General features: G+C 34.8%; 23 protein-coding genes and 1 pseudogene. 22 read left to right on the top strand and 2 right to left on the bottom strand.

Annotation, left to right across the window (positions count from 1 at the left end; all coding sequences use genetic code 11):
• The first annotated feature begins 156 nt into the window (after window positions 1–156).
• From OPR58_RS10800 to OPR58_RS10700, 21 genes are all read left to right on the top strand, one after another.
• The gene (locus OPR58_RS10800) at window positions 157–3,693 is read left to right on the top strand and encodes a DEAD/DEAH box helicase (RefSeq protein WP_265022677.1); all 3,537 of its coding nucleotides are present in this window, start codon (window positions 157–159) and stop codon (window positions 3,691–3,693) included.
• A gap of 2,476 nt (window positions 3,694–6,169) precedes the next feature.
• Window positions 6,170–8,227 carry an AAA family ATPase gene (locus tag OPR58_RS10795; RefSeq protein WP_265022676.1) on the top strand — a complete coding sequence of 686 codons (2,058 nt, stop codon included), beginning with the start codon at window positions 6,170–6,172 and terminating at the stop codon, window positions 8,225–8,227.
• 43 nt (window positions 8,228–8,270) lie between these two features.
• Window positions 8,271–8,771: a sigma-70 RNA polymerase sigma factor region 4 domain-containing protein gene (locus OPR58_RS10790; RefSeq protein WP_007302862.1), complete on the top strand. Its 501-nt coding sequence runs from the start codon at window positions 8,271–8,273 to the stop codon at window positions 8,769–8,771.
• 17 nt (window positions 8,772–8,788) lie between these two features.
• Complete coding sequence (locus OPR58_RS10785) at window positions 8,789–9,598, top strand: ATP-binding protein (protein WP_265022675.1); 810 nt, start codon at window positions 8,789–8,791, stop codon at window positions 9,596–9,598.
• A gap of 16 nt (window positions 9,599–9,614) precedes the next feature.
• On the top strand, window positions 9,615–10,421 hold the full coding sequence (locus tag OPR58_RS10780; RefSeq protein WP_264685433.1) for a helicase RepA family protein: 807 nt from the start codon (window positions 9,615–9,617) through the stop codon (window positions 10,419–10,421).
• A gap of 33 nt (window positions 10,422–10,454) precedes the next feature.
• Complete coding sequence (locus OPR58_RS10775; protein WP_265022674.1) at window positions 10,455–10,946, top strand: hypothetical protein; 492 nt, start codon at window positions 10,455–10,457, stop codon at window positions 10,944–10,946.
• Window positions 10,947–11,237: 291 nt separating this feature from the next.
• Window positions 11,238–11,921 (top strand): hypothetical protein, encoded by a 684-nt coding sequence (locus tag OPR58_RS10770; protein WP_265022673.1) that lies wholly within the window; start codon window positions 11,238–11,240, stop codon window positions 11,919–11,921.
• 6 nt (window positions 11,922–11,927) lie between these two features.
• Window positions 11,928–13,862: a DUF4815 domain-containing protein gene (locus OPR58_RS10765; protein WP_265022672.1), complete on the top strand. Its 1,935-nt coding sequence runs from the start codon at window positions 11,928–11,930 to the stop codon at window positions 13,860–13,862.
• A gap of 11 nt (window positions 13,863–13,873) precedes the next feature.
• Complete coding sequence (locus OPR58_RS10760) at window positions 13,874–15,058, top strand: hypothetical protein (protein ID WP_265022671.1); 1,185 nt, start codon at window positions 13,874–13,876, stop codon at window positions 15,056–15,058.
• Window positions 15,058–15,252, top strand: a complete 195-nt coding sequence (locus OPR58_RS10755; RefSeq protein WP_264376462.1) for a hypothetical protein — start codon at window positions 15,058–15,060, stop codon at window positions 15,250–15,252. The genes OPR58_RS10760 and OPR58_RS10755 overlap by 1 nt, the downstream gene beginning before the upstream one ends.
• The gene (locus OPR58_RS10750; RefSeq protein ID WP_264376463.1) at window positions 15,249–16,682 is read left to right on the top strand and encodes a hypothetical protein; all 1,434 of its coding nucleotides are present in this window, start codon (window positions 15,249–15,251) and stop codon (window positions 16,680–16,682) included. The genes OPR58_RS10755 and OPR58_RS10750 overlap by 4 nt, the downstream gene beginning before the upstream one ends.
• 10 nt (window positions 16,683–16,692) lie before the next feature.
• Window positions 16,693–17,244, top strand: a complete 552-nt coding sequence (locus OPR58_RS10745) for a hypothetical protein (RefSeq protein ID WP_017532577.1) — start codon at window positions 16,693–16,695, stop codon at window positions 17,242–17,244.
• Entirely contained in the window at window positions 17,237–18,415 is a 1,179-nt protein-coding gene (locus OPR58_RS10740; protein WP_265022670.1) for a phage tail sheath subtilisin-like domain-containing protein, read from the top strand. The genes OPR58_RS10745 and OPR58_RS10740 overlap by 8 nt, the downstream gene beginning before the upstream one ends.
• A 28-nt stretch (window positions 18,416–18,443) precedes the next feature.
• Window positions 18,444–18,950, top strand: coding sequence for a phage major tail tube protein (locus OPR58_RS10735; RefSeq protein WP_265022669.1), 507 nt, complete (start codon window positions 18,444–18,446; stop codon window positions 18,948–18,950).
• Window positions 18,951–18,995: 45 nt separating this feature from the next.
• Window positions 18,996–19,253 (top strand): phage tail assembly protein, encoded by a 258-nt coding sequence (locus OPR58_RS10730; protein WP_114517598.1) that lies wholly within the window; start codon window positions 18,996–18,998, stop codon window positions 19,251–19,253.
• 109 nt (window positions 19,254–19,362) lie between these two features.
• Entirely contained in the window at window positions 19,363–21,660 is a 2,298-nt protein-coding gene (locus OPR58_RS10725) for a phage tail tape measure protein (protein ID WP_265022668.1), read from the top strand.
• A gap of 29 nt (window positions 21,661–21,689) precedes the next feature.
• Window positions 21,690–22,037 (top strand): phage tail protein, encoded by a 348-nt coding sequence (locus OPR58_RS10720; protein WP_265022667.1) that lies wholly within the window; start codon window positions 21,690–21,692, stop codon window positions 22,035–22,037.
• The gene (locus tag OPR58_RS10715) at window positions 22,034–22,243 is read left to right on the top strand and encodes a tail protein X (RefSeq protein WP_264375655.1); all 210 of its coding nucleotides are present in this window, start codon (window positions 22,034–22,036) and stop codon (window positions 22,241–22,243) included. Before OPR58_RS10720 ends, OPR58_RS10715 begins: the two co-directional genes overlap by 4 nt.
• Window positions 22,244–23,194 (top strand): contractile injection system protein, VgrG/Pvc8 family, encoded by a 951-nt coding sequence (locus OPR58_RS10710; protein WP_265022666.1) that lies wholly within the window; start codon window positions 22,244–22,246, stop codon window positions 23,192–23,194.
• A 12-nt stretch (window positions 23,195–23,206) separates the two neighbouring features.
• Window positions 23,207–23,740, top strand: a complete 534-nt coding sequence (locus OPR58_RS10705; protein ID WP_064085526.1) for an ankyrin repeat domain-containing protein — start codon at window positions 23,207–23,209, stop codon at window positions 23,738–23,740.
• A gap of 47 nt (window positions 23,741–23,787) precedes the next feature.
• Complete coding sequence (locus OPR58_RS10700; RefSeq protein ID WP_064085525.1) at window positions 23,788–24,003, top strand: hypothetical protein; 216 nt, start codon at window positions 23,788–23,790, stop codon at window positions 24,001–24,003.
• On the opposite strand, the gene OPR58_RS10695 is transcribed toward OPR58_RS10700, so the two are convergent.
• Window positions 24,004–24,525 carry a phospholipase D family nuclease gene (locus OPR58_RS10695; RefSeq protein WP_265022665.1) on the bottom strand — a complete coding sequence of 174 codons (522 nt, stop codon included), beginning with the start codon at window positions 24,523–24,525 and terminating at the stop codon, window positions 24,004–24,006.
• On the opposite strand from OPR58_RS10695, the pseudogene OPR58_RS10690 reads away from it, so the two are divergent.
• Window positions 24,524–24,802: pseudogene (locus tag OPR58_RS10690) on the top strand (patatin-like phospholipase family protein); the annotation flags it as partial. The gene OPR58_RS10695 and the pseudogene OPR58_RS10690 overlap by 2 nt on opposite strands.
• A 240-nt stretch (window positions 24,803–25,042) precedes the next feature.
• On the opposite strand, the gene OPR58_RS10685 reads toward OPR58_RS10690, so the two are convergent.
• On the bottom strand, window positions 25,043–25,699 hold the full coding sequence (locus tag OPR58_RS10685) for a JAB domain-containing protein (RefSeq protein ID WP_265022664.1): 657 nt from the start codon (window positions 25,697–25,699) through the stop codon (window positions 25,043–25,045).
• Between the last annotated feature and the right edge of the window lie 67 nt (window positions 25,700–25,766).

Here is a 25,766-nt window from a genome sequence, read left to right as displayed (position 1 = left end):
GGATTTTTTCAAAAAAAGTTAAAATAATTTTTAATCACAAAAAATGAAGAGACTGTAGAAAAAAAGGTTTTCATATTGCCTTTTCTGTTGTTTTTTTGGCATTTTGTAGTGATTTATGTTAGATTACTTGAGTTTATTTAGGCTAAAATATATATAATGTCTATTTACGGGAGAACATGGTGGGGTAAGAAATGGCTTCAATCTTTCAGTGAAGTTGATTACGATAACCGCCTTTCACGTGGTAGAACTTATGCTAATACTGGTCGAGCTTTTGGTATTCAAATCAACGGCAATACAATTACAGCCAAAGTTAGTGGTTCAAGACCTCATCCATATAAAGTTAAAATAACACTCAATGAATTAAATTCATCAGCTATCCGTTGTATTATTGAAAATTCGCCCTTTATATTGCCTAAATTAATAAATAGACAATTACCAACACTTTTGTTTGATAAGCTTAACGACTCAGGTATTAAATTATTTCCTTCGAATTGGGAAGAAATGAACGCAAGTTGCAATTGTCCTGATTGGGCTATGCCTTGTAAACATATTGCTGCTGTAATTTATCTTATTGCTGCAGAAATTGATAAAAACCCTTTCGTAATTTTCAATATTCATAATTGTGACTTGTTGTCGCTGATTGATGATTTTGGAAATGGAAAATTAGAAAACATTCAAAGTATTCTAAAAATTAATGATCTATTTAAATCGTCTTCTAAAGTTAAAGTATATGACCAAGTAAACTTAAATGATATTGATCTATCGACTATTCCTAACCTTGCCAGCTGTATCGAAAATATCTTGACGAATAATCCACTCTTTTTTGAAAAAAATTTTCACAGTATTCTGCAAACAGCTTACAAGCATTGGCAAAAATATCCTACGGGGAAATCAGATTATTTTTTCTACTCTTCCAAGAAAAAGCTATCGGAAGAAGAATTGTTTACTAGCAAATGGGGAAGTATTGAACACTGGCAAACATTTCAATTATTTATCAATGACCAATACCAAGTTATTCAAGTAAGCAATGGTATAGCTAATTCATTTATGCTCAGCGAAAGTGTTTCAAGGAACATAGCACAATTTTTAAACGATATTCCTATTTCATTACTGCATAAGCTTAATCCTGAGCTTCGCTTCATGCATATGATTTCACAGTTTGCACGTATGCTCATGGAAAAATCAGCACTAGTACCACAAATACTACAAAATAAAAGAGGAGAATTTATAATTAGGTGGATCCCTGCGTTGTTTAATGAATCAGTCAAAGAAATTCATAGAAAAATATCATCTATGTGTCCACCTCTACTAATTCAATATCAGAAAACTTCTATAGAGCCTGAAGAACAGGTTAATATTGCAATTTCTTTAATCCTTTTGGGATACATGGCAAATAATTTTCCTGCAGCACTTGATAAGTATAGAGAAAAGAATACCTTTCCTTCATCGATGGATAAGTATAGAGACAAGCACATCTTTGCATTATTTTTTACTGGATCAGCATACAAGTTTAGTGAGTTTAGCAACAGAGAAATACCTCAAGCAATTAATCTCTGGTTATCACGGCTTTATTTAACAGATAAACCATACAAACTTTACTTAATAGTAAAAGATTATTATGAAAGATTTGAGCTTCATATACAGGTATCTTTAGATGATGGAAAATCGATAATAAAGCTGAAAAAAGCATTGTCTAACTGCAGCACAAAACTGAGCATTTTATCTGATATGGGAATGCTGTCCGAATACATACCTGAGCTAGAAAGATCGATTGACGACAGCAGTAGATTACTGTTTAGCTTAGATGATTTTGCACCATTGTTTTTAAATATCTTGCCGGTGTTAAAAGCAATTGGCGTTATAGTTATCTTACCGAAATCACTGGAAAAAATCCTAAAGCCAAAGTTGAGTCTTAATTTATCTGCTAAAGGCAAAATTGAAGAAGATCGGAAAAGTTTCTTAACGCTTGAAAAATTATTGAAGTTTGATTGGAAAATAGCGATAGGTGATAAAGAGATAAGCATTACAGAATTTAAAAAGCTACTGAAAGATTCTCGTGGACTTATAAAGATTATAGACCAATATGTGCTTTTGGATGATAAGGAGGTAGAAGCTCTACTGAAAAAATTTGATAAGTTACCTGAACGCTTGAGTCAAGCAGAGCTGATGCAAGCTGCTTTAGGAGGTGAACTAGATGGAGCAAAGGTAGGACTTGATCAGCAGATTAAAAGCCTATTTGAAAAGCTTAACACTTATGTACCTGTTGATGTACCAAGTAACCTAACAGCACAGTTACGTCCATATCAAAAACGTGGATTTAGTTGGCTTGTGCAGAACATAGAGACGGGATTTGGTAGTATAATTGCTGATGACATGGGTCTTGGCAAAACACTACAAGTTATTGCAGCCATTTTATACTGTAAGAATGTGGGATTTTTAGATGAAGATAAAGTCTTGATAGTAGCGCCAACAAGCATATTAAGCAATTGGCAACGAGAGATGGAACGTTTTGCATCAGAATTAAAGCTTTTCATCTATCATGGACAAAATCGAGAATTGGCAAATGATTATGATGTAGCTCTCACATCCTATGGTCTTGCGCGTCGTGATAAAAAAGAGCTTAACAGAGTAGGATGGTTTTTGCTCGTGATTGATGAAGCCCAAAATATAAAGAATCCCCACAGTGAACAGAGCAAAGCTATAAAAGCTATTGCAGCAAAAAATAGAATAGCAATGAGTGGTACACCTGTTGAAAATAGGCTACTAGAATATTGGAGTATTTTTGATTTTACTAATAAATATTACCTTGGTACTCCTAAGGAATTTAAAACTCATTTTGCAACACCAATTGAAAAAGCGAGAGACAAAGTTTGTCTAGAGAAGTTCATGAAAGTTACTCATCCCTTTATGCTACGTAGGGTAAAAAGTGATAAAAGCATTATAGAGGATCTACCAGATAAAATTGAAAATAATCGTTATTGTTCTCTAACTCCAGAGCAAACAGCACTTTATCAAGAAGTAGTTAACACAACTATGAAAAAGATAGAAAGGAGTGAAGGAATTGAACGTAAGGGTCTAATTCTTAAGCTTATCAATGCTTTAAAGCAAGTTTGTAACCATCCATCGCATTTTGGCAAGAAAAAGCGTGCAAGTATTGAACAGTCAGGAAAGATGCAGATGCTAGAAGAGATATTGATAGGAATTAGTGAGCTTGCAGAAAAATCATTGATATTTACTCAATACACTGAAATGGGTGAGATTATAGCTAGGCTACTTGAAGAAAAGTTTGAATCAAAAGTGCCATTTTTGCATGGAAGTTTATCCCGTAAAGCACGAGACAAAATGGTTAATGATTTTGAAAACTCATTTCGATCAAATATTCTCATAGTATCTTTAAAAGCTGGTGGAACAGGGCTTAATTTAACAGCAGCAAACCATGTAATACATTACGATTTATGGTGGAATCCAGCAGTGGAAGCACAAGCAACAGATAGAGCGTACCGTATTGGACAAGAACGTAATGTTATGGTGTACAGGCTACTTTCAACAGGTACTTTTGAAGAGCGTATTGATGAGATGATTCAAAGCAAGAAAGAGTTAGCAAACTTAACTATAAGTAGCGGTGAAAGTTGGATTACAGAATTTAGCAATAATCAATTGAAAGATTTGATCAATATAAGAAATGCTGTATAAAAAACAAGTTCAGCTATCCACTTCTTATCTTAAAAATGTAAAAAAACAACATTTGGCCTGCTAACACATATCTTATCGCATTCGGACTATTATAAGAAAGGCTATACAGAGTATGAATCTGATTTTGATGAATTAATTAAAGCAGGTGAGAAAATAACTACAACAAAGACCAGCTTGTAGTTGAGTTATCTGTGTTTGACATCTTGTCTACCACCTTTTGTTTTAATTTCAAGGGGGGTGACCCACCCTTTAGAAAGCCCTATCTGCCAATAAATAGTGAAAACATAAATCTTTGTCTCCATTGTACGCGATGAAATTGGAGACGTAAATAAATAAATTTAGATCTTTATCTCCATTTTAAGCAGTTTACGAGCTCCATAGCTTATGTTTATGGCAAAACTTTTTTTCTTTAACTTCACCTACAATTTATTTATAGAGATTATCTAAAATAACCAGCTTTTATTGCACCGATTTAAAAGATCGTCCACTTTTTTGAAAAAATATTTTACAACAAATAAAAAACGTGATAAACTGGAGTAAGGCTTTTTTATAGCAAGTAAAAGTTTAAGGTAAGAAATAATTTAAAAATGACTCTTAACCGGGTTTTGGGCTACCTTACATGAGTAACTTAGGTTCTGATTGTACAATTGTACCCTGAAGTCGTAGAATCTCTTTAAAACGCTATTATTAGCCATCTTGTCTTTTGTAAGCATTTATCTTTTTCAGGTTATCCAAAATGCAATAGTAGGTTTTTCATATTTTTGTCTCTGTGTTGTATTTTTATTTAGGGCGATCTGATTCATTAAGTCTTTTGGAAATGGAAAAATAACGTCTTATAGGTATTAAATGGATAAAAATGCAGAATTTCAATGGTTTAAGTGTATTATATTTCTATTTCCTTATTTTGAAATTTTGCTGGAAAACTCAGAACGGCTTTTTACTCCTTAAAACCTTACTTTGAAGAATAGGCCACAGTAGTAGATTAGGCATTTACCATAAAAATGTTACCTTTAGCTATTTTTAAAGGCTATTAAAGTTTAGTGATACCTTTAATTATCTTACAATAACTCGGTTTATGTCTACTAATATCATGAAATGCAGCTGGTCCACCTGTATGCATAAGTAGTTAGAGTAGGTTATAGGCGGCTTTAAAAAACCGGTTAGTTGCCACTTGAGTTTATTTTTTAAATGACTTTTATATTTCGGTTAAAAATTTAAATGGACGGTATATTAGCCTTTTTGAAAACCATTTCAGTTGAGCACCGCGGAACTTCTCTTAAGGTTTATATTATAATAAACTTATTACAGTTCATGTTTTTTTGCTTAACTTGTTATTTAAAAATTAAAAAAGTAATAAATTAAACACTTAAGCGCGTTAATAATATTTAGGTAGGTATTATGAAAGGTACATATCCTATATGTTCTATTATTATATATTATTATTTATTATATATATAATATATAAGGTTTTACCTGAAACTGGGCTACACTCAAAAACCCTCTATAATCCTAGCTTTTAAAGCAATTAAGAAGTTTTTTTGAATTTCAAACTTAAATTACTCTTAACCCTTTAATATAGCCGGGTTTTTCCTTTTAGGAGATTTCATTTTCCAATCTAAAATGGCTTAAACTGCCAAAAATCTATGTAATCTCGAATCTAAAGTACTTAATTCACAAGTAATTATTATGAATACCTTTACCAATATAGCGTTTTGTGGCTACTTCTTATAGACTCTCCCCTGAGTATATTGTAAACACGTTAAGCTCTATTAAAGTTTAATAGAAAAATCGTAATGAAAAAAATTTTAGAGCAAATCATATTTCAGACTGCATTTCTAGTATATATCTGTTATGGAGGAGAAAAAAGGATGGCTTATTTGGTTATTCTCATAAGCAAAGTATAGTATATTTTGCAACATAATGCAGATGCAACTTATAGGCGGCCTTTTTGTTTAAAGTTAAAATGAAATTAAATTTTGTAATTTTTTTGAGGAGTGTAAGTTGAGAGCAGAGTTAAATTTTCAATACCACCATTTACCTCTACAGAAGAGAACTTTTTTAGTGTTGCCTATATATTTTTGTAGTTTTTCGGACGAATTTGAAATTGAACGTGTATATATACTACAGGGGAATATGAAAGATAAGAGAACGGAGTTGTGCAAAATTTTCTAAAAAGTGAACAGTTTTTGTAATTTTGTTGAACTTACTATAGTAAGACCTAGCAGACCTGGTCTTCTGAATTGTAAATATTTGGGGTAAATATGGACAGTGTCAACTTACGCTTGAAAAAAATTTCTCCACTCTTCCGGAAAAACCTATGAGAAATCCGGTATTACTATAGTAAAAGGTACAGAGACATCTCTCTACCCATTTATGACTGTATTTTAAATTACCAGCCTTTAAAAACATCATCATGAGCTATGTAGCAGAGACATTCTGTCAACAAATATAGCTTATTTTAACAGGAGAAAACAATATGCATGACAAGCAAGCTTTATTTGAAAGAGCAGCAGAAGTAAAAGCAGAACTACTCTCAAGAATAGAATCATCTTTATCCTACTTATTACCAAATGGTACTTTCCACGGTGGTAAGTTCTATGTTGGTAATATTAGAGGAGATAAAGGGAAAAGTTTAGTAGTAGAAACAAGAGGAGAAAGAGCCGGATTATGGCACGATTTTGCTACTGGTGAAGGCGGAGATATACTTAATCTCTGGTGGGATGTTACTAGTCAGACTAAGTTTCTTGATACCATAGAAGATATAGAAAAATGGCTTGGTCACTCAACAAACCATAAAGAAGAATTTTCAGAACATTTAATAGCATGTTGGGACTATCATGATGAAAATAATCAAGTAATAGCTAAAATTTACCGTTATGATAGCACTTCAGGGAAAAAACGATATAGCTGTTTTGATGTAAAAAACTCAAGTAGTACTGCTCCAGATCCAAGGCCTTTGTACAATGTTCCAGGTATAATTAAATCCGATAAAATTGTTTTCGTTGAAGGTGAAAAATGTGCTGAAAGTTTAATCAGTAAGGGCATAACAGCCACAACAATGATGTTTGGAGCAAATTCACCTGTAAATAAAACAAATTGGGCTCCGCTAAAAGGTAAACACATAACCATATGGCCAGACAACGATAGTTCAGGTCAGAAATATGCTGAAAATGTTGCAAAGAAGCTTTTAGATATAGGCGTTGCATCGCTTTCTATTCTTAAAATTCCACAAGATAAACCAAAAGCTTGGGATGCTGCTGATTGTATTAAAGAAGGAGTAGACGTCAAAAGATTTTTAACCTCAACTGTTTCTCTCCCATATACAAAAAACGTTACTTCATTTCCTGTATTGCAGTACCTAAATGACAAATCACCAATGCCAGAAGACATAATTGCTCCTAGAGTTTTAACTCCTAGTGGTCTTTTAGTTTTTGCTGGCGCGCCTAAAGTGGGAAAAAGTGACTTTCTTATTTCTTGGCTTTTTCATATGGCATCTGGAACTCCATTTTTTGATATGGTGCCAAAAAGGCCCTTAAGAATCTTCTACCTTCAGACTGAAATCGGTTACCACTATATGCGTGAACGGTTGCAACAGATGAAACTTAGTGAAGAACTTATTAAACTTGCTGCAAACAATTTAGTTATTACACCACAGACTAAGCTGCTTTTAAATGAAAATGGCATTAAAGATATCGTAACTGAAGCAGAAAGAAACTTTGACCTAAACACCATTGATATCATAGCGGTAGATCCATTGCGTAACGTTTTTGATGCTGATGAATACGGTAACGAAAATGATAATAATGCCATGATTTTCTTTCTCCAGGAGAGAGTTGAAAAACTGCGTTCTCTAATCAATCCAGATGCTGGAGTTATTCTTGTGCACCATACAAAGAAAATGCAAAAGAAACTATTAGAAGAAGATCCATTTCAAAGTTTTAGTGGCGCTAGCAGCTTACGAGGATTCTATACCACTGGAATGATCATGTTTAGGCCTGATGAGAAGAACAGCTATCGTCAACTGATGTTTGAGTTACGTAATGGAAATTCTGTTATGCCAAAATTTGTTGATAAAATTAATGGTCATTGGTACGAAGTTGACGCTGAGTCACAAAGGTTAATAAATAAAGACTATGGTGAAAAACTAGATGCCGAACGTTCTCGTAGATATGACATCATCTTGGACTTAATATGTGCAGAAGGACGTAAGGGCCATGTTTATACAATTAATCAGTTTTGTCAGGCATTTGAAAATAAAGAAGGTCTTGGCAGTACACATTCTATACGTGATCGTCTCGATGTCCTTGCTACCAAAGGCTATGTTAAATTCAACAAAGAAGGCAAAAATGCTGCAAGAAACAAATACGGAGTACTTTGCGTTGAAGGTATGGAATTTGGGCAAAAAATACTTGATCCAGAGAAGAACAAAAAGGTTACAGTCTATCACAGGTTACTACCTACACACTACAAATCACCGCATTATGGCAGCGTAATTCCTGTAGAAAATCCAAATACTTGGGTTTATCACAATTAAATCATTAACATTTTAAATTATTTCTTAACTAGAGGGGCAAAATATGCATTCTAAAAATTCCTATACTGGTATTAACCCAAAAGTTGTTAAACACATACGACACTATGCTAAACTTCTGAAGAGAGGAAAAGCTTTTGCTTATAAAGAGATTGAAGATATTGAGCAAGATCTTTTACTTGACTGTTTGCCTGGCCTTAATGAACTTGAAGGGCATTTTATAAAACAGTACGTTAAATGCCGTGCCCTCAATTTAAAAGAAAAAGAACTATGTAAAAAACGTACCATTAATTTTGTTGATGAAGCTTTATACGAAGAGAGCGATGAAAGTCTTGAATATACCTCCGCAGTACGCATTGACGTAAATGAAGCAATTGCAAAGTTACCTCGAGAGTTAAGAAAAATATGTAAACTATTGGCAGAAGATCACAGCATTTGTGAAATTTCCAGAAGGACTGGTATACCAAAATCAACTCTCTACGACACAATCAACAAGTTACGCAAAGAGTTTTCCCACCTTAAAACATACCTAAAACGAGATTTCTAACTATAAGGAGGGAAAATATGAAAATAATAAACAGCAAAGAAAGAGCGAAAATTGTCACAGGTGTGAAGATAGTAATCTTTGGACCTTATGGAATTGGCAAGACTAGCCTACTTAAAACCCTCGATGAATCAACAACACTTTGTCTCGATTTTGAAGCAGGACTTTTAGCTGTTCAAGATTGGCAAGGGGATTCTGTAAGTATTCGTACTTGGAATGAGGCAAGAGATATCGCATGTCTCATAGGTGGTCCTAATCCTGCGTTAAAATCTGACCAAGCATATAGTCAAAAGCACTATGAACATGTATCTGGCAAGTATAAAGATCTTCTTTCTGAGGTTTCTAAATACCGCTCTATTTTTATTGATAGCATAACTGTTGCATCACGTTTATGTCTTTCATGGGCAAGGATGCAACCTGAAGCTTTTTCAGATAGATCAGGAAGAGAAGATAAAAGAGCTGCCTATGGATTACTTGCTCAAGAGATGATGGCTTGGCTCAATCAATTTCAACATATCAGAGATAAAGACATCATCATAGTTGGCACATTAGGTCAATATCTTGATGACAGCAACCGTCCAATATGGCTGCCTCAATGTGAAGGAGCAAAAACTGCTAGTGAGATTCCAGGGATAGTTGATGAAGTAATTAGCATGGTTGGAATCAAGAAAGATGATGGCACAGAGGTTCGCTCATTTGTCTGTCAGACTATTAATACTTGGGGATACCCTGCTAAAGATCGCAGTGGCTGCCTTGATATGGTTGAAGAACCGCATCTTGGTAGATTATTTGCGAAAATTAAAGCCAAAACCTTGGCTTCTGTTGCCTAATTTTAAAAGGAGTAATATGGAACAAAGCTTTTTCAACATCGGTCAAAAAATCCCTTTTTATAGCGTAAAGGAATATTTAAGTGATCAATCGCCAATACCAGAAGATATAATTTCACCAAGGATTTTAACAAAAAGAGGTCTATTGGTGCTGGGTGGCCCACCTAAAATCGGCAAAAGTGACTTTTTGATCTCTTGGCTTGTTTACATGGCTGCTGGTAGATCATTTCTCGGTATGACACCAAATAGACCTTTGAAAATCTTCTATATGCAAACTGAAATTGAGTATGAATATATGAAAGAACGGTTGCAACAACTTCAACTGAATAAAGAGCTTTTGGACATAGCTGCCAATAACTTAATTATCACGCCAAGAGTGCAATTATCATTTAGCAGTGAAGAAATAGATGAAATTAAAAATGTTGTCAAAGAGCGTTTCAAACCTGATATTATTGCCATCGATCCTCTTCGCAACATCTTCAACTCAAGTGAATATGGTAATGAAAATGACAACAGCGCTATGCTATTCTTTTTGCAAAAAACGCTTGAAAGACTGAGAAATGTTATCAATCCAGATTCGGGCATAATACTCACTCACCACACAAAAAAACTGTCCAAAAAGATGCTGGAAGAAGATCCATTTCAAGGCCTAAGCGGTGCTGGATCTTTACGTGGATTTTATAGCACTGGCATGGTGATGTTTGCTCATGATGAAGAAAGCACTACCCGTCAAATAGTGTTTGAGCTGCGAAATGGTGAACGTGTGGCAAGCAAGCTTGTCGATAAGATAAATGGTCGTTGGAAGGTTGTAGACCAATGGAGTTGATTCTTTTTTTCACTTAATTTATAGGAGGACAATATGTTATCAGATTTTTTAACTGATTTTAATACTGCAAAATTACAAAGTAATTTAATACCAAAAGGGACAACGGTAAAAGTCAAAATGGCCATTAAACCTGGTGGTTATGAAAATTGGTTCACTAAAAGCTATGCTACCGGCAGCATCTATTTAAACGCTGAATTTACCGTCACTGAAGGTCAATATGCAAAACGTAAGATTTTTCAAGTAATTGGTATTAAAAGTGGCAAAGCAAGCGTTGAAGGAGAAGATACTTGGGGAGAATCTGGACGTTCTATGCTTAGAAGTATTTTAGAGTCAGCACGGAACATTCATTCAAATGACACTTCAGAAAAAGCAGTTATTGCTAGAAAAATCAACTCTATAGCTGATTTTAACGGATTAGAGTTTACTGCAAAAGTCGGTGTTGAAGCTGATCGATATGGAGAAAAAAACAAGATTGCTACGGTTATTACCCCGGAGAATGCTGAGATTGACTGGATCCCATTTTGAGGTACGACGAACTGGACTGCTGTCATTGAGAGGGCTATGAAAGATGCAGTAGGAAAAAACGTAAAGCTGAAAGAAGAAGCGATAAAATGCAGAGTCTTTTGAAACTGTTTGTGAGCTTTGATTTTCAATATGTCAAAAAGCATTGTCTCGGTATTCTTGAAAGAAAAAAGTAGTTCTGGTTTCTTAAGATAAAAGAATATTTAAGCATAGAAATGCACTTCAAAAAAAATTTTCATTTTTTCCGGAAAAACCTGTGAGAAATCCGGTATATATATAGTAAGAGGGGCAAACATGTCAATACTCACACAGTCAGGAAGAGCAGCAATAGCGGCAAGTATAAAAGAACAGCCTATACATCTTGCTTGGGGCAGTGGTGATGCCAATTGGGAAAGTAGTCATCAAGTCGAAAAAGTTTTTGTTGAGGATGAAATAGCTCTAGATCACCATACTATTAAAGATGTAAGGGTTTTTACAGGACAAACAATGCATCAGCCAAGTGTTGACTATACAGTTGATAGCAGTACTGGTGTAATTAAACGTACGGAAAATAGCTCTATTCCAGTAAGTGATAAAGTTACCATAGAGTACATTCAAAGCGCACCACCTGAACCTATAAATTCTATAAAGCTCTTGAATGAACTTGGCAGACGTACTGCAGATGAAGTGCTATTCTGCACAGGTGATGAAAACGGCGAACTTATAACTCCTTCTGGAAGGTTTAGGCCTTCTGATGTACCAACCAATAATCTTTTTCTCAAATTCACTTTCGATTTCACGGATGCAGCAAATCGAGTAATCAGAGAGCTAGGGGTTATGGTTGGTACTAAAGTAAAAAAAGAATTACCTGAAGGACAGAGATATTTTGAACCTCAAGATATAGAAGACCATGGGATTTTATTGGTTTTGGAACATACCGTATCACTTATCAGAACATCTGCAACTCGGGAAACTTTTTCATTTGTTGTAACTTTTTGAAACAAAATGACTTTAAACGCCTATTATAACCGTTTTAATCCTGACAAAGAATACGAAAAAAGTTTGTTTCTAGCAGGAAGAGGTCTACAGTCAGCAGAATTAAACGAAACCCAAGAATATGCTCTTTCTAAGCTTAAAGGCATAGGTGATGCAATATTTCGTGATGGTGATGTTATAACAGGAAGCAATTGTATTATAGATAGAGAAACTGGTAAAGTTACGCTTGAATCAGGAAAAATCTATCTTCGTGGAGCAGTTAGAAAAGTCGAAAAAGAAGAATTTATTATTCCACTGAGTACTATAGTTCGCATAGGTGTTTATTATCTAGAATCTACGATTACAGAACTTGAGGACGAAAATCTTCGTGATCCTGCTGTTGGTACAAGAAACTATCAGGAAGTAGGAGCTGCAAGGCTTAAAGTTTCCACCATTTGGGGTTATCAAGCAGAAGGTCTTTCTCCACGTTTTTCTGAAGGAGAATTTTATCCAATTTATAACATTGAAAATGGAGTATTAATAGAACATTCACCGCCACCACAAGCAAATATAGTAACTACTGCTCTTGCTCGTTATGACAAAGAAGCCAATGGTTCCTATGTCGTAAATGGTCTTGAAGTAATGTTCCTGCAAAAGGAAGAGGGAGAAGGAGGAAAAAAAATATTTGTGATTAATGAGGGCAAAGCTCATGTTGATGGCTATGAGATTGAACTTCCTCACAGTATTCGTGTTTCTTTTGATGAAGATCCGGATATAAAATCAGTTGAATCAGAACCACATACTTTTCAGCCAAATAGCCAAAGAGTAATGGAACTGAAGGTTAATGATTTTCCAATAAATGAAATTAAAAAAGTAGATATAACTGTTCAGAAAACCATTACTGTTACTCATGGTTCATACTCTGGAGCTATTGATCCGATACCTGACTCTGCAGTACTTGAGATTATTCAAGTTAAACAAGGCAATGTTATTTATGAAAACAGTATAGATTACAAACTAAACGCAGGAAACGTTGATTGGTCATTACCTGGTAAAGAACCAGCTCCTGGAAGTAGTTACCTGATAACCTATCGCTGTCGCACTCATGTAAGCCCTGAAGATATAAGTGAAGAGGGATGTAAAGTAAAAGGAGCAGTTGATAACAGCTTGGTTTTGATAGATTATACCTGGAAAATGCCCCGCTATGATTTAATTACTATCGATAGCAAAGGAGTAGTAAGGAGAATAAAAGGTATAGCTCACCCTTGGCGACCATCAATGCCTAAAGCACCTAGCGGACAACTTTTGCTCTGCTACATTCATCAGACGTGGAAAAACGGAGAAAAAGAAGGGGTAAAAATAGTGAATAATGCTATTCATGCTGTACCGATGAATGAGCTTGAAGCAATGAAAAAAGGAATAAATGATCTTTATGCGCTGGTTGCAGAGGAACGTCTACGCAATGATGCAAATTCAAGAGAACCTACCACCAAAAAAGGAGTATTTGTTGATTCATTCTTTGATGATGATATGCGTGATCAAGGAATTTCGCAGTCTGCAGCAATAGTAAATAGAGAGCTAGTTCTGCCAATAGATGTAGAAGTTGCAGATATTGAAAAAGGTGGGGAAAGATATCTTTTGCCTTATAAACTTGAACCGGTACTGGAGCAGCTTTTACAGACCAAAGGAGAAAAGATCAATCCATATCAAGCTTTTGATCCAGTCCCGGCACAAATTACTCTAAATAAAAACATTGACCACTGGACAGAGGTTACCACGAATTGGAAAAGTCCAGTAACTAGAGTGTTTAATACTAGAGAAACAACAGAGCTATTGTCAAGTAATTCTTATGAAACTGAATTTATGCGAGAAGCAGTACAGAATTTTGAGATCGAAGGTTTTGAGCCAAATGAAAAGCTCAAGGAGGTGAAGTTCGATGGTATCTTCATTCAGCCTACTGCGTAAGAGGTAAAAATATGCTCACAGCTAACAACCAGGGAAAATTAAAGGGAAAGATAAAAATCCCAGCAAATATTCCAGCAGGTACTAAATTAGTACAATTTTATGGGGATAAAGGAAGCTATGGAGAGACAACTTATACTGGTAAAAAAACTATTACCATAGAAGAGAGAAGAAGAGTTATCGCAGCAAGAAGAATTGACCCTTTAGCCCAAACATTTACTTTAAATGAGAGCAGACACATAGGAGGCCTAAACTTATGGTTCACAAATAGCGGCAAAAAACGTGTTGTTGTGCAGATTAGAGAAACAGCAGTGGGAATGCCCTCGCAGACTGTCATTGCTGAAAGCTATATTGAGCCAAAAGATATAAAGATAGATGGCACAGCAACACGTATAAAGTGGTCACCAGTGTTTTGCCATGCAGGAGAGGAGTATGCAATAGTACTGCTTACTGATGATCCTGGTACTGCAGTCAAAATAGCAGAACTTGGCAAATATGATGCAGTAAATAGCCGTTGGGTAACAAGTCAGCCATATCAAGTAGGAGTATTACTTTCATCTAGCAACGCAAGTACTTGGACACCACATCAAAATTTAGATCTAACTTTTAGGCTTTTAGCAACGAAGTTCACTGAAAATTCTCACGTTATTGATCTTGGTAAAGTTACTGCAAATAACGTATCAGATTTAATTGTTTTGACGAACGTCGAAAAAGTAGCATTTGATACCAATGTAGAATTTATTCTGACAGATGAAGAAGGAAAAGAAAATTTTCTATCTGATAACTTGCCGCTCGCGCTGCGTGAAAGACTATCTGGAGAGTTAACAGTAAAGGCAAATTTAAAAGGGTCAAAAGAAAAAAGTCCAGTGCTATATCCTGGGTTACAGCTAGTTCTAGGTAATCTTTCAGAGTCTGGAGATTATGTTACAAGAAGTATTACAGCAGGAGCTAACACTAAAATTACCATAACGTATGATGCGCTAATACCTGGCACTGCAGATGTAAAAGCATATGTGCAAAAAAATGTGGATTGGCAATTAGTAAATTTAACATCAGGAAAACCAATTGGGGAAAATTGGGTGGAGAGAACTCATGTACTATCAAATTTTAATGGCAATGAGACTAGGGTAAAATTAGTTTTAAGTGGAACAGTTGTTTATCGCCCTAAGGTAAAAAATCTCAGAGTGATTGTCACATAATGACTGTTGACCAAACCAAACGAGGATATCCACTGCCTCATCCAGAAAATATTGCAGTTCAAGATGTGGTACGTATTCGAAGAGCTATAGAAAAAATAGATGAAGATATTACCGAAAGAGAAGATGAGCATAATCAACTTAAGAGTAATTTTGAGCGGTTTAATTTTGAGACTTTTTTAAATTTTTGGAAATGAAAGAAGCAATATACCAAAGGATAAAGGATTTAGCAGCAAGTAGCACACCTGATCAACTGGCATATCTTGCAAAATCGCTGGAATTGATAGCAGATAAAAAAGCTATTTCCAACGTTGTGCAGATGACTGAAGTAAAAGGAATAATTGATGCACTACAAAAGAGGCTTAAGGATTTAGCAGCAAACAGTACACCAGATCAATTAGCATATCTTGCTAAAGCATTGGAATCAATAGTCGACAAAAGTGCAGTTTCTGAAATTGTACAGATGACTGATGGTAAGCTAAAAGAGCTTCTTGATAGTGCAAAAAAACACTTAACTGATCTGGATAATAAAAAAGCTAGTTCTTTAGCAGTGATCTCTGAATCAGAGAAGCAGTTATTAAAGAGAATTGATGAAAAAGGAACAACAAATTTATCGCTACTTGATACGAGAAAGAATGCCAATATTGCAGCAATAAATAGCATTAGTAATAGTCATAAAGATGGTCTTAAAGGTTTAGTAGAAGATTTTCGTGCTGTTAATAATGTACCATCTGGCTCATCAATTATTGGGGAAATAGAAACTCGTGATAACCAATTAAAAACATCCCTGATAAATGAGGTAAAAACTCGGGATGAACAGTTAAAAGTGTCTCTTATAAATGAAATAAGAAAGCGCAACATGGTTGAACCAGGGTCATTACCTTTCTTATTTAGTGTACTTGGCAGAAAAAATAATTATTTTGGCCACGGAACTTTTACGACAGAGCTTGGAAAGTGGAGTAGTGATATAACAAAAACTGACTATATGTTACAACTACTAGCAGGTAGCCATACGTACAATACAGATTACGTTAGTTTTTATCGGCCAAGACAACTCAGTTTTATAGAGGGAAGTAAAGGAACATTTATTTACGGAGAGTTATGCACAAAAAGTTTTTCTGGTAGTTATGATGAGATATACTATTATCCGTATGCTGCACTTGGAGTAGTATTTGTAAAAAATACAACCAATGTGAACATAAATAAGACAATAGAATTTGTTGGATCATCGTATTCGAGTACGGAGTATGGGGGAGCAGGATTATTTGTGGGAACACCAGATAATACCAATTCTAATAAATCAAGTATTTCAAGAATAATATGGAAAAATGTTTACCAATACACGAGTTCTGATAGCAAGTTAGCTGGATCTGGTAATGTGGAGATTCCAGCAGGAAAAACAGTTGCAATATTACTTTACACATCATCTTACCTGTATTCCAGGACACAAGTTAGTCAAGGTATGCTTGCATCAAATTATGTACATAACTATGGTCAATTTATTCAGTGGGGGATTTATAACATACGTAGCAATGTTCTAACTACAGGACTTGAAGTAGATGTGGAGAGAACGCTAAAAGCTTGGCAATGTCCAGGATTAGAACGAACTAATCAAATATGGCAATGAGGAGGAATTTATGACTATTTATATACGTTTTGAAAACCACAAGCAGATTGAAACAACAACACTTGAAAACAAACCAACTGGAAATGATTGGTATGAAGCACCAGAAGATTTTGATTGGCAAAAAAGCTATTGTCTAACAGAAGGGGAGAAAATTGTTGAAAGGAATAAGGAAGATATTGAGCTGGAATTATTGGAAAATGCAAAACTTTCTGCACTTTCTAGTCTCCGTACTTATTATAATAACTATACTCACCAATACGCAGGATATTCTCATCAGAAGCTTAAGTCGTACGAAATACAAGCAAAAGCCGCAGAAAACATTCTAGCAGCACCAGAATCTATAGACGAAAAAGATGCAGAAATTATAGAGCCATTAGCAAAAGTACGTGGTATTACAGTTACTGAAATGGCAAGAATCATTGAAGAAAAAGTAAAAAAAGCAGTAAAAGAAATAATGAAATGTGAAGAGTTGGAAGACATTACCAAGAAGAAAATTGCAGAAGCCAAAAGTGTAGAGAACTTACTAAACGATTTTAAACAAAAGATGCAAAGAAATGGCTGAAGAATTTTTGCACGGAGTAAATGTTATTGAGGTAACCTCAGGGGCCAAAGCAGTACGTACAGCTAAATCATCAGTGATAGGTGTAATTGGTACTGCACCTGAAGCAGATGAGCAAAAATTTCCGCTAAATAAACCAGTGTTAGTTGCAGGAAGCTTAAAGGAAGCAGTAAAGCTCGGAAAGAGTGGAAGTTTACCTTCTGCAGTAAATGGAATATTTTCCCAGATTGGTGTAACAGTTATAGTAATTAGAGTTGAAGAGAGTGAAAACAGCGATCCAAAATTAAAAGAAGAAGAGACGCTGAAGAATATAATTGGCGGTGTTGATAAAGAGACTGGAGAGTATCAAGGGATAGAGGCATTCCTCAACAGTGAAAGTATAGTTCATGTTGCTCCAAGAATATTAATTGCGCCTCAATTTACTCATCAATTGCCTGAATCTAAAAACCCAGTAGTAGCAGCTTTGATAGGAGTAGCAGAAAAGCTAAGAAGCATAATAGTAGCAGATGGTCCAAATACCAATGATGAAGAAGTAATAAAATGGAGAAAAAGTGTAGGCAGCTCAAGAGTGTACGTAGTTGATCCTTGGGTTAAGGTATTTATTGAAGGAAAAGAAGAAATCTTGCCAGCAAGCCCATTTGTAGCTGGTTTAATAGCGAAAGTAGATAGTGAGCAAGGATTTTGGCATTCACCTTCAAACAAAGAGATAAATGGTATTGTTGGAACAAGCAGGCCTATTGATTTTACGCTCGGTAATACAAATTGCAGAGCAAACCACTTAAATGAAAATGAAGTAACAACGATAATTCATCAAAACGGCTATAGGCTTTGGGGAAATAGAACATGTTCAAATGACTCAAAATGGGCTTTTTTGTCAGTGAGAAGGACTGCAGATTTAGTCAATGATAGTTTACTTCGAGCTCATTTATGGGCAGTTGATCGCAATATCACCAAAACTTATATAGATGATATGATTGAGGGGGTGAATTCTTATTTGGCCAATTTAAAAGCGCAAGGAGCGATTATCAGTGGAAAATGTTATGCAACACCAGAGCTCAATACACCAACAAATATTGCAAGTGGAAAAGTATATTTTGACTTTGAGTTTACACCACCATATCCAGCAGAACAGATTACTTTTCGTTCACGGCTGGTGAATAGTGAAATATCGTAAATTTTATTAAGGGAAAAAAGGAAGAAAGGTGCTACCAAAGATTTTAAAGAATTTTAACATATTTGTTGATGGTCGTGGTTACGCAGGAAAAATAGATGAAGTAACCTTACCAAAGCTTACCATAAAAACAGAGGAGTACCGTGCTGGTGGTATGGATATCCCAATAAATATTGACATGGGCATGGAAAAGCTTGAAGCAGACTTTACTTTCGCTGAGTATGATTCAGAACTATTTAGACTTTTTGGCTTGATAGATGGAAACTCAGTATCTTTGACGCTCCGTGGAGGAATGCAAGGAAGTGGTAGCAATGATATTGAAGGAGTAATAATCAATTTAAGAGGCATTTTTAAAGAATTTGATTTTGGTAGCTGGAAACCTGCTGAAAAAGCAACGCTGAAGTGTACTGTAGCTGCTCATTACTATAAACTTACTATAGGTGGTAATGAATTAATAGAAATCGATGCTGAAAATATGATAAGAAAGATAAATGGTGTTGATCAAATGGCCTTGCTGCAAACGGTTTTAGGTATTTAGGTTTAGTTTTAAAAGATTTTAGAATTTTATTTTTTAGGAGAAAGTATGACAACAGTAAAACTTGATAACCCAATAACAGTTGATGGAATTTCTGTCTCAGAACTTACCATTAGGCGTCCAAAAGTTAGAGATTATTTAGCTATTGAGAGACTTAATGGTAGTGATCTAAGTAAGGAAGTAACTTTGACTGCCAATCTGACATCAGTTGCAAAAGAAGCAATTGAAGAGTTAGATATTGCTGATTATGTGAAAATTCAAGAGGTATTAAAGGATTTTTTTTCACCGATTATCCAAAAAACTTGAGATTAGAAGTATTAATGTTCAGCTCTGTTGTAGGAGGCGGGGTTGAACAAATACTTGATATGGAGATTAATGAATTTATCTTATGGCATAAAGCAGCGAGGAAGGTACAATGTCAACATTATCTATAAAAATCGGAGCAGTTTTAGATGGCAGTTTTAATACTGTAATAAAGGGAAGTAGTAGTCAACTCTCTAATCTTGGTGAGAATATAAGAAAGCTTGATTCATCTTTAAAGTCAGTATCAAAGTTTAAACAGTTAGGTCATGATGTTTTGACCAGCAGGAGGTCGTGGAAGGGCTTTGAAGATCAAGTAAAATCTTTAGCTAAACAAATGAAAGCGGTGGAGAAACCAAGCAAAACTTTAAAAGCAGAGTTTGACAAGGCCAAAACCTCCGCAACAAAAGCAAAAGAAGCATATTTGAAAAAGAGAGATGCTTTACATTCATTTAATGAAGAAGTAAGAAAAAGTGGAAGAAATATTAAGTCATTAGTAAGTGACCAATATAAACTTGGCTCGCCCATTGAAGCGCTGAAAGGCAAGTATGGTAAGCTTGGGTCTGCAATACGTAGTCACCAAAGTTTTTTAGCAAGTAAGGCACATTTTAAGTCACAAATAATAGAAACAATTGGGCTTGGATTAACGCTTGCAGCTCCAGTTAAAGTTGCAATTGATTTTGAATCGGCTATGGCTGATGTAAAAAAAGTTGTCAATTTCAATAATGAAGCAAAGGAAGCTGATAAATTTGCCAAGAAGTTAAAAGAGATGTCACGTACTATACCATTATCGGCCGCAGAATTAGCACAAATAGCTGCAAGCGGTGGACAGCTTGGTATCAAGAAAGAAGATCTTTTTAAGTTTACAGAAACAGTGGCAAAAATGTCTACAGCATTTGATATGTCCGCAGAGCAAGCAGGTGATTCCATAGCTAAACTCTCTAACATTTACGGAATTGATGTTAGTGAAATGGAGCATGTTGGTAATGTAATCAACCACTTATCAGATAACACTGCTGCTAAAGCAAAAGACATGATTGAAGCTCTAGCAATAGTTGGTGGTACTGCAAAGCAGTTTGGATTAAAGTTTGAACAAACAAGCAGTTTAGTAAATGCTTTCATTAGTTTAGGCAAACAACCAGCAAAAGCAGGGACTGCCATAAATGCTTTACTTTCTAAGCTGCAAACTGCTGAAGGTCAAGGAAAAGAGTTTAAGGCAGCACTAGAAGAAATGGGTATAACCACAGAAGAAATGGTACAAAGGATCAGTGAAAATGGGGAAGAAGCACTACTTCACTTTTTCCAAACTCTAAAGAAAATGGATAACCAGGAACGCTCTACAACCCTGATGAAACTTTTCGGTCAAGAATATCAAGATGACATTGCATTATTAGCTGGAAGTTTCAGTAAGTACAAGGATGCAATAGAGTTACTGGCTGAAACAGAAGAGTATAAAAGATCTCTGCAGAAAGAATTCAAAAATCGTGCAGACACCACAGCTAATAAATTACAATTACTTAAAAATGCAATAGTTGAAGCTGGCATGAATCTAGGGTCAGTAATGTTACCTACCTTGAATTATGTAGCTGGAAGTGTGAAAACAATAACAGAGCATATAGCTTCTTTTGCAGAAAAACATCCAACTTTAACTACGGCAATCATGAGTACTTTAGCAGCTTTGATAAGTTTAAAAGTCTTAGTAGTGGGAGTAGGCTATGGAATTACTTTATTAGGAAGTACAATTTTTGGTCTTAAAGCAACGATACTGGCAACATTTTCATTTTTATCAGCTACAGTTTTTCCTGCAGTAATAACAGGGCTAAGAGCAATATCACTAGCTGTAATAACTAACCCTATAGGACTTTTAATTGCTGGACTTGTCACTGGTGCAGCTTTTGTTATCACTAATTGGCAAAAGGTGAAAGACTTTTTCTCTAGCTTTTGGAAATCGATAATAAAACCCATAGAAGAAGCTTTTTCATGGATAGGGGAAAGTGTATTTGGAAAAGTATTAGGGAATAGCCCACTGAAAGAGTTTGAAAAAAGAAAAACTGAAGTAAAAGCAGTACATAGTCCCCTAAAGAGTAATATTCTCAACAGTGGAAATCCTTTGCTAAGTAACAGTATAATTAAAGAATTTTCCAAGAGAAATCAGAATAATTTCAGAATCAAAAGCCTTATTGAGGAGAAAAAGTTTACAGAGAGCGATAATGATAAGATATTTGCAGATTTTGGAAGGAGTAAATTTGAAAATAAAGAACAAAATAAAACTCAGAACATCACTAATAATTACACTATCAGCATTAAAGCAGAGCCAAATCAAGATGTTCGTAGTCTTGCAGATGAAGTAATAAAAAGGATAAGAGAAAAATCACGTGATGTTTTATTTGATACAGTAGAGACGTTTTATTGATCAACTATGTTTTTTAAAATTTTTTATTTGTGTTATCTCTTGGTCCATATAAATTTACTCCGATAAGTTTGAAGTATAGTAAAGAAAATCGTTGGAGTGTAATTGAATGTATCGATAAAATGCCGTCACTACAAAATATTGGTCGAGGAGTGGAAAATGTAGATATAGAAGGAGTTATTTACCTTAATATTCTCAACAGAGTAAATCAATTAAAGAATATGAAAGAAGCTGAAAAACCACATATTTTAGTAGATAGTCTAGGTAATATTTTAGGACAATTCGTAATTACTAGATTAGAAGAAAAGCAGATATATTTTTTACCTAATGGACTACCGAGAAAAGTTGAATTTAGTTTGAGTTTGAAGAGCTACAGATGACTACATATTATGTGAGTAAAGAAAGTGAAATGTTAGATCTGATTTGCTGGAAACATTACGGATTTACGAATGGAGTAGTGGAATTAGTACTAGCAGAGAACTTAGGTTTGGCAGAATACGGAAGCTTTTTACCGGCAGGATTAAAGATAAAGCTTCCTGTTATTCAGAAACCAGTACAAAAGTCAAAATTAAAGGTGTGGGAATAAATGCAGCCAGATTTTATAATAGATAAATGTGAATCAATTAAAGATAGAGTTATATCATTGCGCCTTACCGATGAATCTGGAACAATAGATGATGTAGTTGAAGTACATGTTGATTATAGGGATGAAAACACAGATGTTCCGAATGAATTAAATATCGCTCTAGGTTACAGAGAAACTGGAGTCTTACCAATGGGCATATATACAGTCAACGAAGTTACAATACAAAGTCCACCTAAGACTCTACTAATCAAAGCTCATGCAACAAATTTAAGACTATCATTAAAGGAGAAAGCATCTAAAGAATGGCATCAAATTACTCTAGGTAACTTGGTTAAGGAAATAGCAGAAAAGCACGGATATGGGTGCAGAGTTGCAGAAGAATTTGAAAATATGTTGATTCCACATATTAACCAAACAGAAGAAAGTGATATAAGTTTACTAACAAAAATAGCAATAGAACGCGAGGCAATGGCAAAGTTAGCTGGCGGATACATACTTTTTATTCCCAAAGGCAAAGCAAAGTCGGCAACTGGAAAAGCTTTAGGAACAACAGCTATTAGACCTCAAGACACAATAAATTGGAAGGTTCACTTTACCGTGAGTAGGTACAATTCAGTAATTGCAAAATGGCATAGCTATGAAAAAGGTGAAACTATATCAGAAATAGCTGGTTCTGGTAGTCCAAGTTATACTATACAAACGCTTTACTCTAATGTAGAATCAGCATTAAGTGCAGCAAATGCTAAGTTAAAACAATTAAAGCGAAATAATGCAGTATTGGATGTCACTATGCCTGGTAATCCAGAACTATTTGCAGAGGCAAAACTTAGCTTGTTAGGGTTTCATCAAGATATAGACGGTGAATGGATAATTGACAGAGCAGAACACATGTTAGATGGTTCAGGTTATCGCACTATGTTATCAGCATCAACGTTAAGAAAAAATCAGTAAACCAAATGTTTAATGTTAAAAAAAGTATTGAATATGAATAGAGACTCAAGAAATAAGCTACACTTTTGGTGGTGTATAACAATGATAATATGTATTGTTATTACCTATTGCTATATGAGAGCAAAAGCTACAGATAATTATAAAACAATATTACGAACTGCTTCTAAGAACTGCAGCCTAGAAGTAGTAAAATTTTCGGCTAATAATTTATTAGATATTAATACACAGATTCCCGAATTAACAGCATTACATTATGCATCCGGTGCAGGATGTTTGGAGGTTGTTAAATTTCTAATAGAGAAAGGAGCTGATATAAACACAGCAAAATATGAAAAATGGACAGCTTTACATTCTGCTGCATATAGAGGAAATTTAGAAATAATTAGGTTTTTATTAGAAAAAGATGCAAATCCCAAAATTAGAGATAAAGACGGAAAAAATCCTAGAGATGTAGCTGTAATAGAATCACGGCACAATAAAGATAAACCTTACAGAGAAATTATTAAGCTACTTGCAAATGCAGAGGAACAGCATAAATCAAAATAGTAGTTACTAAATTAGCTATCCATAATAAATTCATATTTTAAATCATTATGCAAAATCAAAAAATCCCAATCGCAGTAATTGTAACGATGTTAATACAGACGGTAGCGGCGATTTGGTGGCTTGCCAAACTGGATTTACGAGTGCATATACATGAAAAACTCATAGAACAAAATAATGGATTAACTGTTACGGTATATCGTCTGGAAGAGCGGGTAAAAAATCTTTCTGAGGAGTTGGATGAGCTTAAGGCTGATTTAAAGTAATTATTCTTCTACTTTTGGTGTGTAAGCATCAGATTGAGATTGACGATCCTTCCAGTTTTTGATGTATTGCTCGACTAATGGAGGATCTCCTGTTATAATTAGTAGATTCTCAGCGTTTTTTTTCTGTGCGGCGTCAGAGAAATTGAAAGAACCAGTTATGATTTTTTGGTTATCAATAATCATGACTTTATTGTGAGCGATTGCTGGTTTGAAATCAATATAAATCTTAATACCTTGCTCGAATAACTCATTGATGACACTATATTTTGAATGAATTTGCGACTTATCAAGAATTATCTTAACTTCTACACCTCGTTTTTTGGCTTGAATCAAGGACTCAGCAATAGGCTTTGAGGTAAATTGGTATGCTTGAACTAACACAGACCCTTTAGCATGCTCTACGGAATCAATTATTAGATTGGTGCAATTTTCTCTAGGAGTGAAACATACAGTAGTACTAGGACAAGAAACACAACCTGATAAAAGAGAACAAGTTAATAAAATCATTAAATATCTAAACATGATTAAATATATCCTTTCAGTTGACGGAGGAGGCATAAGGGGCATAATACCAGCCATAATATTAGCAGAAATAGAAAAAAGAACAAGAAGAACTATAGCTGAAATCTTTGACTTAATGGCAGGAACCTCAACTGGTGGAATTGTTGTAGCAGGGTTATGCAAGAAAGATAATCAAGGAAATCCCCAATATTCAGCCAATGATTTAGTTGAGCTTTACCAAGAGTACGGAGCATATATTTTTAAGTCTTCATTTTTTAGGCGATCAATATTTGCTTACAAAAGTGGACTGCTCTTTGGCACGACCAATTCCTATAATAGCATTCAACATCTCACCTTTTGATAATTTATCAAGATCAATGTTTAATTCGTAAGTACCTCCCTTTTTATCATTAAAAGGTACAATTATCTTATTACCCATATTAGCCTCCGCTATTAAATATACTTTTTAAGTGTATAGTTGTTATACACTCTACTACTCATTATAAATTATAGTGAGTATATTTGCAAATACTTTCTACTATAACAATCCGTTTTCTCGAAAGCTGAAATAGCCTCCACTTGTGATAATAATATGATCAAATAATCTAACGCTTACAGTACTACATGCTGCTGCTAAGCTCTTTGTTACTGCTTGATCTTCTTCTGATGGTTCTAAGCGTCCCCCAGGATGGTTGTGTGACATTATTACTAATGTTGCATTCTTTATTAATGCTTTTCTTATAATTTCCTTTATGTACACTGGTGCTTTTTCCATTTCACCAATATAGGATTCTTCTCCAATTAGTTGGCGCTTCTTATTCAAGTACAGTATTTTTACACATTCCCTTTCTGAGTGGCCTATACTTACGTTTAAGTACTCTACTAGCCCTTGTAAGTCCATTATTGGCTCACTCTTGAGCTTTTCTCTCAGTACTCTTTCTAGTGTTTCCTTAACACACATAATCATTGCTACTGCAGAATCAGTTACTCCTTCTATAACTTTCAGGTCATCCATTTCTCTACCTAAAATCTTTCCTACTCCCGTATAAGTATTCACCAGATTTTTAGCAATTTCTTGAGCCTGTGGCCTTTCATGTACTGCACTTAAAAACGTTTCCATTATTTCACGATCAAGTAGTGCTTTGCCTTTGCTTTCTAATATTCTGAATTCGATTTCTTCTTTACTTTTATTCATATAATTTACCTTTCACTAACAACAAACTTTTTTTAAATATTTACTGCTGTTTTTTTATCAGCATTGG

The organism is Wolbachia endosymbiont (group B) of Ischnura elegans (assembly GCF_947251585.1).
Taxonomy (GTDB): Bacteria; Pseudomonadota; Alphaproteobacteria; order Rickettsiales; family Anaplasmataceae; genus Wolbachia.
Note: the sequence above shows the minus strand (reverse complement) of the source record. Positions and strands in the feature narration are given on the sequence as shown.

Coding starts and splice junctions, on each gene's coding strand:
- OPR58_RS10800 (WP_265022677.1), top strand. CDS start 157: ATGTCTATTTACGGGAGAACATGGTGGGGTAAGAAATGGCTTCAATCT.
- OPR58_RS10795 (WP_265022676.1), top strand. CDS start 6,170: ATGCATGACAAGCAAGCTTTATTTGAAAGAGCAGCAGAAGTAAAAGCA.
- OPR58_RS10790 (WP_007302862.1), top strand. CDS start 8,271: ATGCATTCTAAAAATTCCTATACTGGTATTAACCCAAAAGTTGTTAAA.
- OPR58_RS10785 (WP_265022675.1), top strand. CDS start 8,789: ATGAAAATAATAAACAGCAAAGAAAGAGCGAAAATTGTCACAGGTGTG.
- OPR58_RS10780 (WP_264685433.1), top strand. CDS start 9,615: ATGGAACAAAGCTTTTTCAACATCGGTCAAAAAATCCCTTTTTATAGC.
- OPR58_RS10775 (WP_265022674.1), top strand. CDS start 10,455: ATGTTATCAGATTTTTTAACTGATTTTAATACTGCAAAATTACAAAGT.
- OPR58_RS10770 (WP_265022673.1), top strand. CDS start 11,238: ATGTCAATACTCACACAGTCAGGAAGAGCAGCAATAGCGGCAAGTATA.
- OPR58_RS10765 (WP_265022672.1), top strand. CDS start 11,928: ATGACTTTAAACGCCTATTATAACCGTTTTAATCCTGACAAAGAATAC.
- OPR58_RS10760 (WP_265022671.1), top strand. CDS start 13,874: ATGCTCACAGCTAACAACCAGGGAAAATTAAAGGGAAAGATAAAAATC.
- OPR58_RS10755 (WP_264376462.1), top strand. CDS start 15,058: ATGACTGTTGACCAAACCAAACGAGGATATCCACTGCCTCATCCAGAA.
- OPR58_RS10750 (WP_264376463.1), top strand. CDS start 15,249: ATGAAAGAAGCAATATACCAAAGGATAAAGGATTTAGCAGCAAGTAGC.
- OPR58_RS10745 (WP_017532577.1), top strand. CDS start 16,693: ATGACTATTTATATACGTTTTGAAAACCACAAGCAGATTGAAACAACA.
- OPR58_RS10740 (WP_265022670.1), top strand. CDS start 17,237: ATGGCTGAAGAATTTTTGCACGGAGTAAATGTTATTGAGGTAACCTCA.
- OPR58_RS10730 (WP_114517598.1), top strand. CDS start 18,996: ATGACAACAGTAAAACTTGATAACCCAATAACAGTTGATGGAATTTCT.
- OPR58_RS10725 (WP_265022668.1), top strand. CDS start 19,363: ATGTCAACATTATCTATAAAAATCGGAGCAGTTTTAGATGGCAGTTTT.
- OPR58_RS10715 (WP_264375655.1), top strand. CDS start 22,034: ATGACTACATATTATGTGAGTAAAGAAAGTGAAATGTTAGATCTGATT.
- OPR58_RS10710 (WP_265022666.1), top strand. CDS start 22,244: ATGCAGCCAGATTTTATAATAGATAAATGTGAATCAATTAAAGATAGA.
- OPR58_RS10705 (WP_064085526.1), top strand. CDS start 23,207: ATGTTAAAAAAAGTATTGAATATGAATAGAGACTCAAGAAATAAGCTA.
- OPR58_RS10700 (WP_064085525.1), top strand. CDS start 23,788: ATGCAAAATCAAAAAATCCCAATCGCAGTAATTGTAACGATGTTAATA.
- OPR58_RS10695 (WP_265022665.1), bottom strand. CDS start 24,525: ATGTTTAGATATTTAATGATTTTATTAACTTGTTCTCTTTTATCAGGT.
- OPR58_RS10685 (WP_265022664.1), bottom strand. CDS start 25,699: ATGAATAAAAGTAAAGAAGAAATCGAATTCAGAATATTAGAAAGCAAA.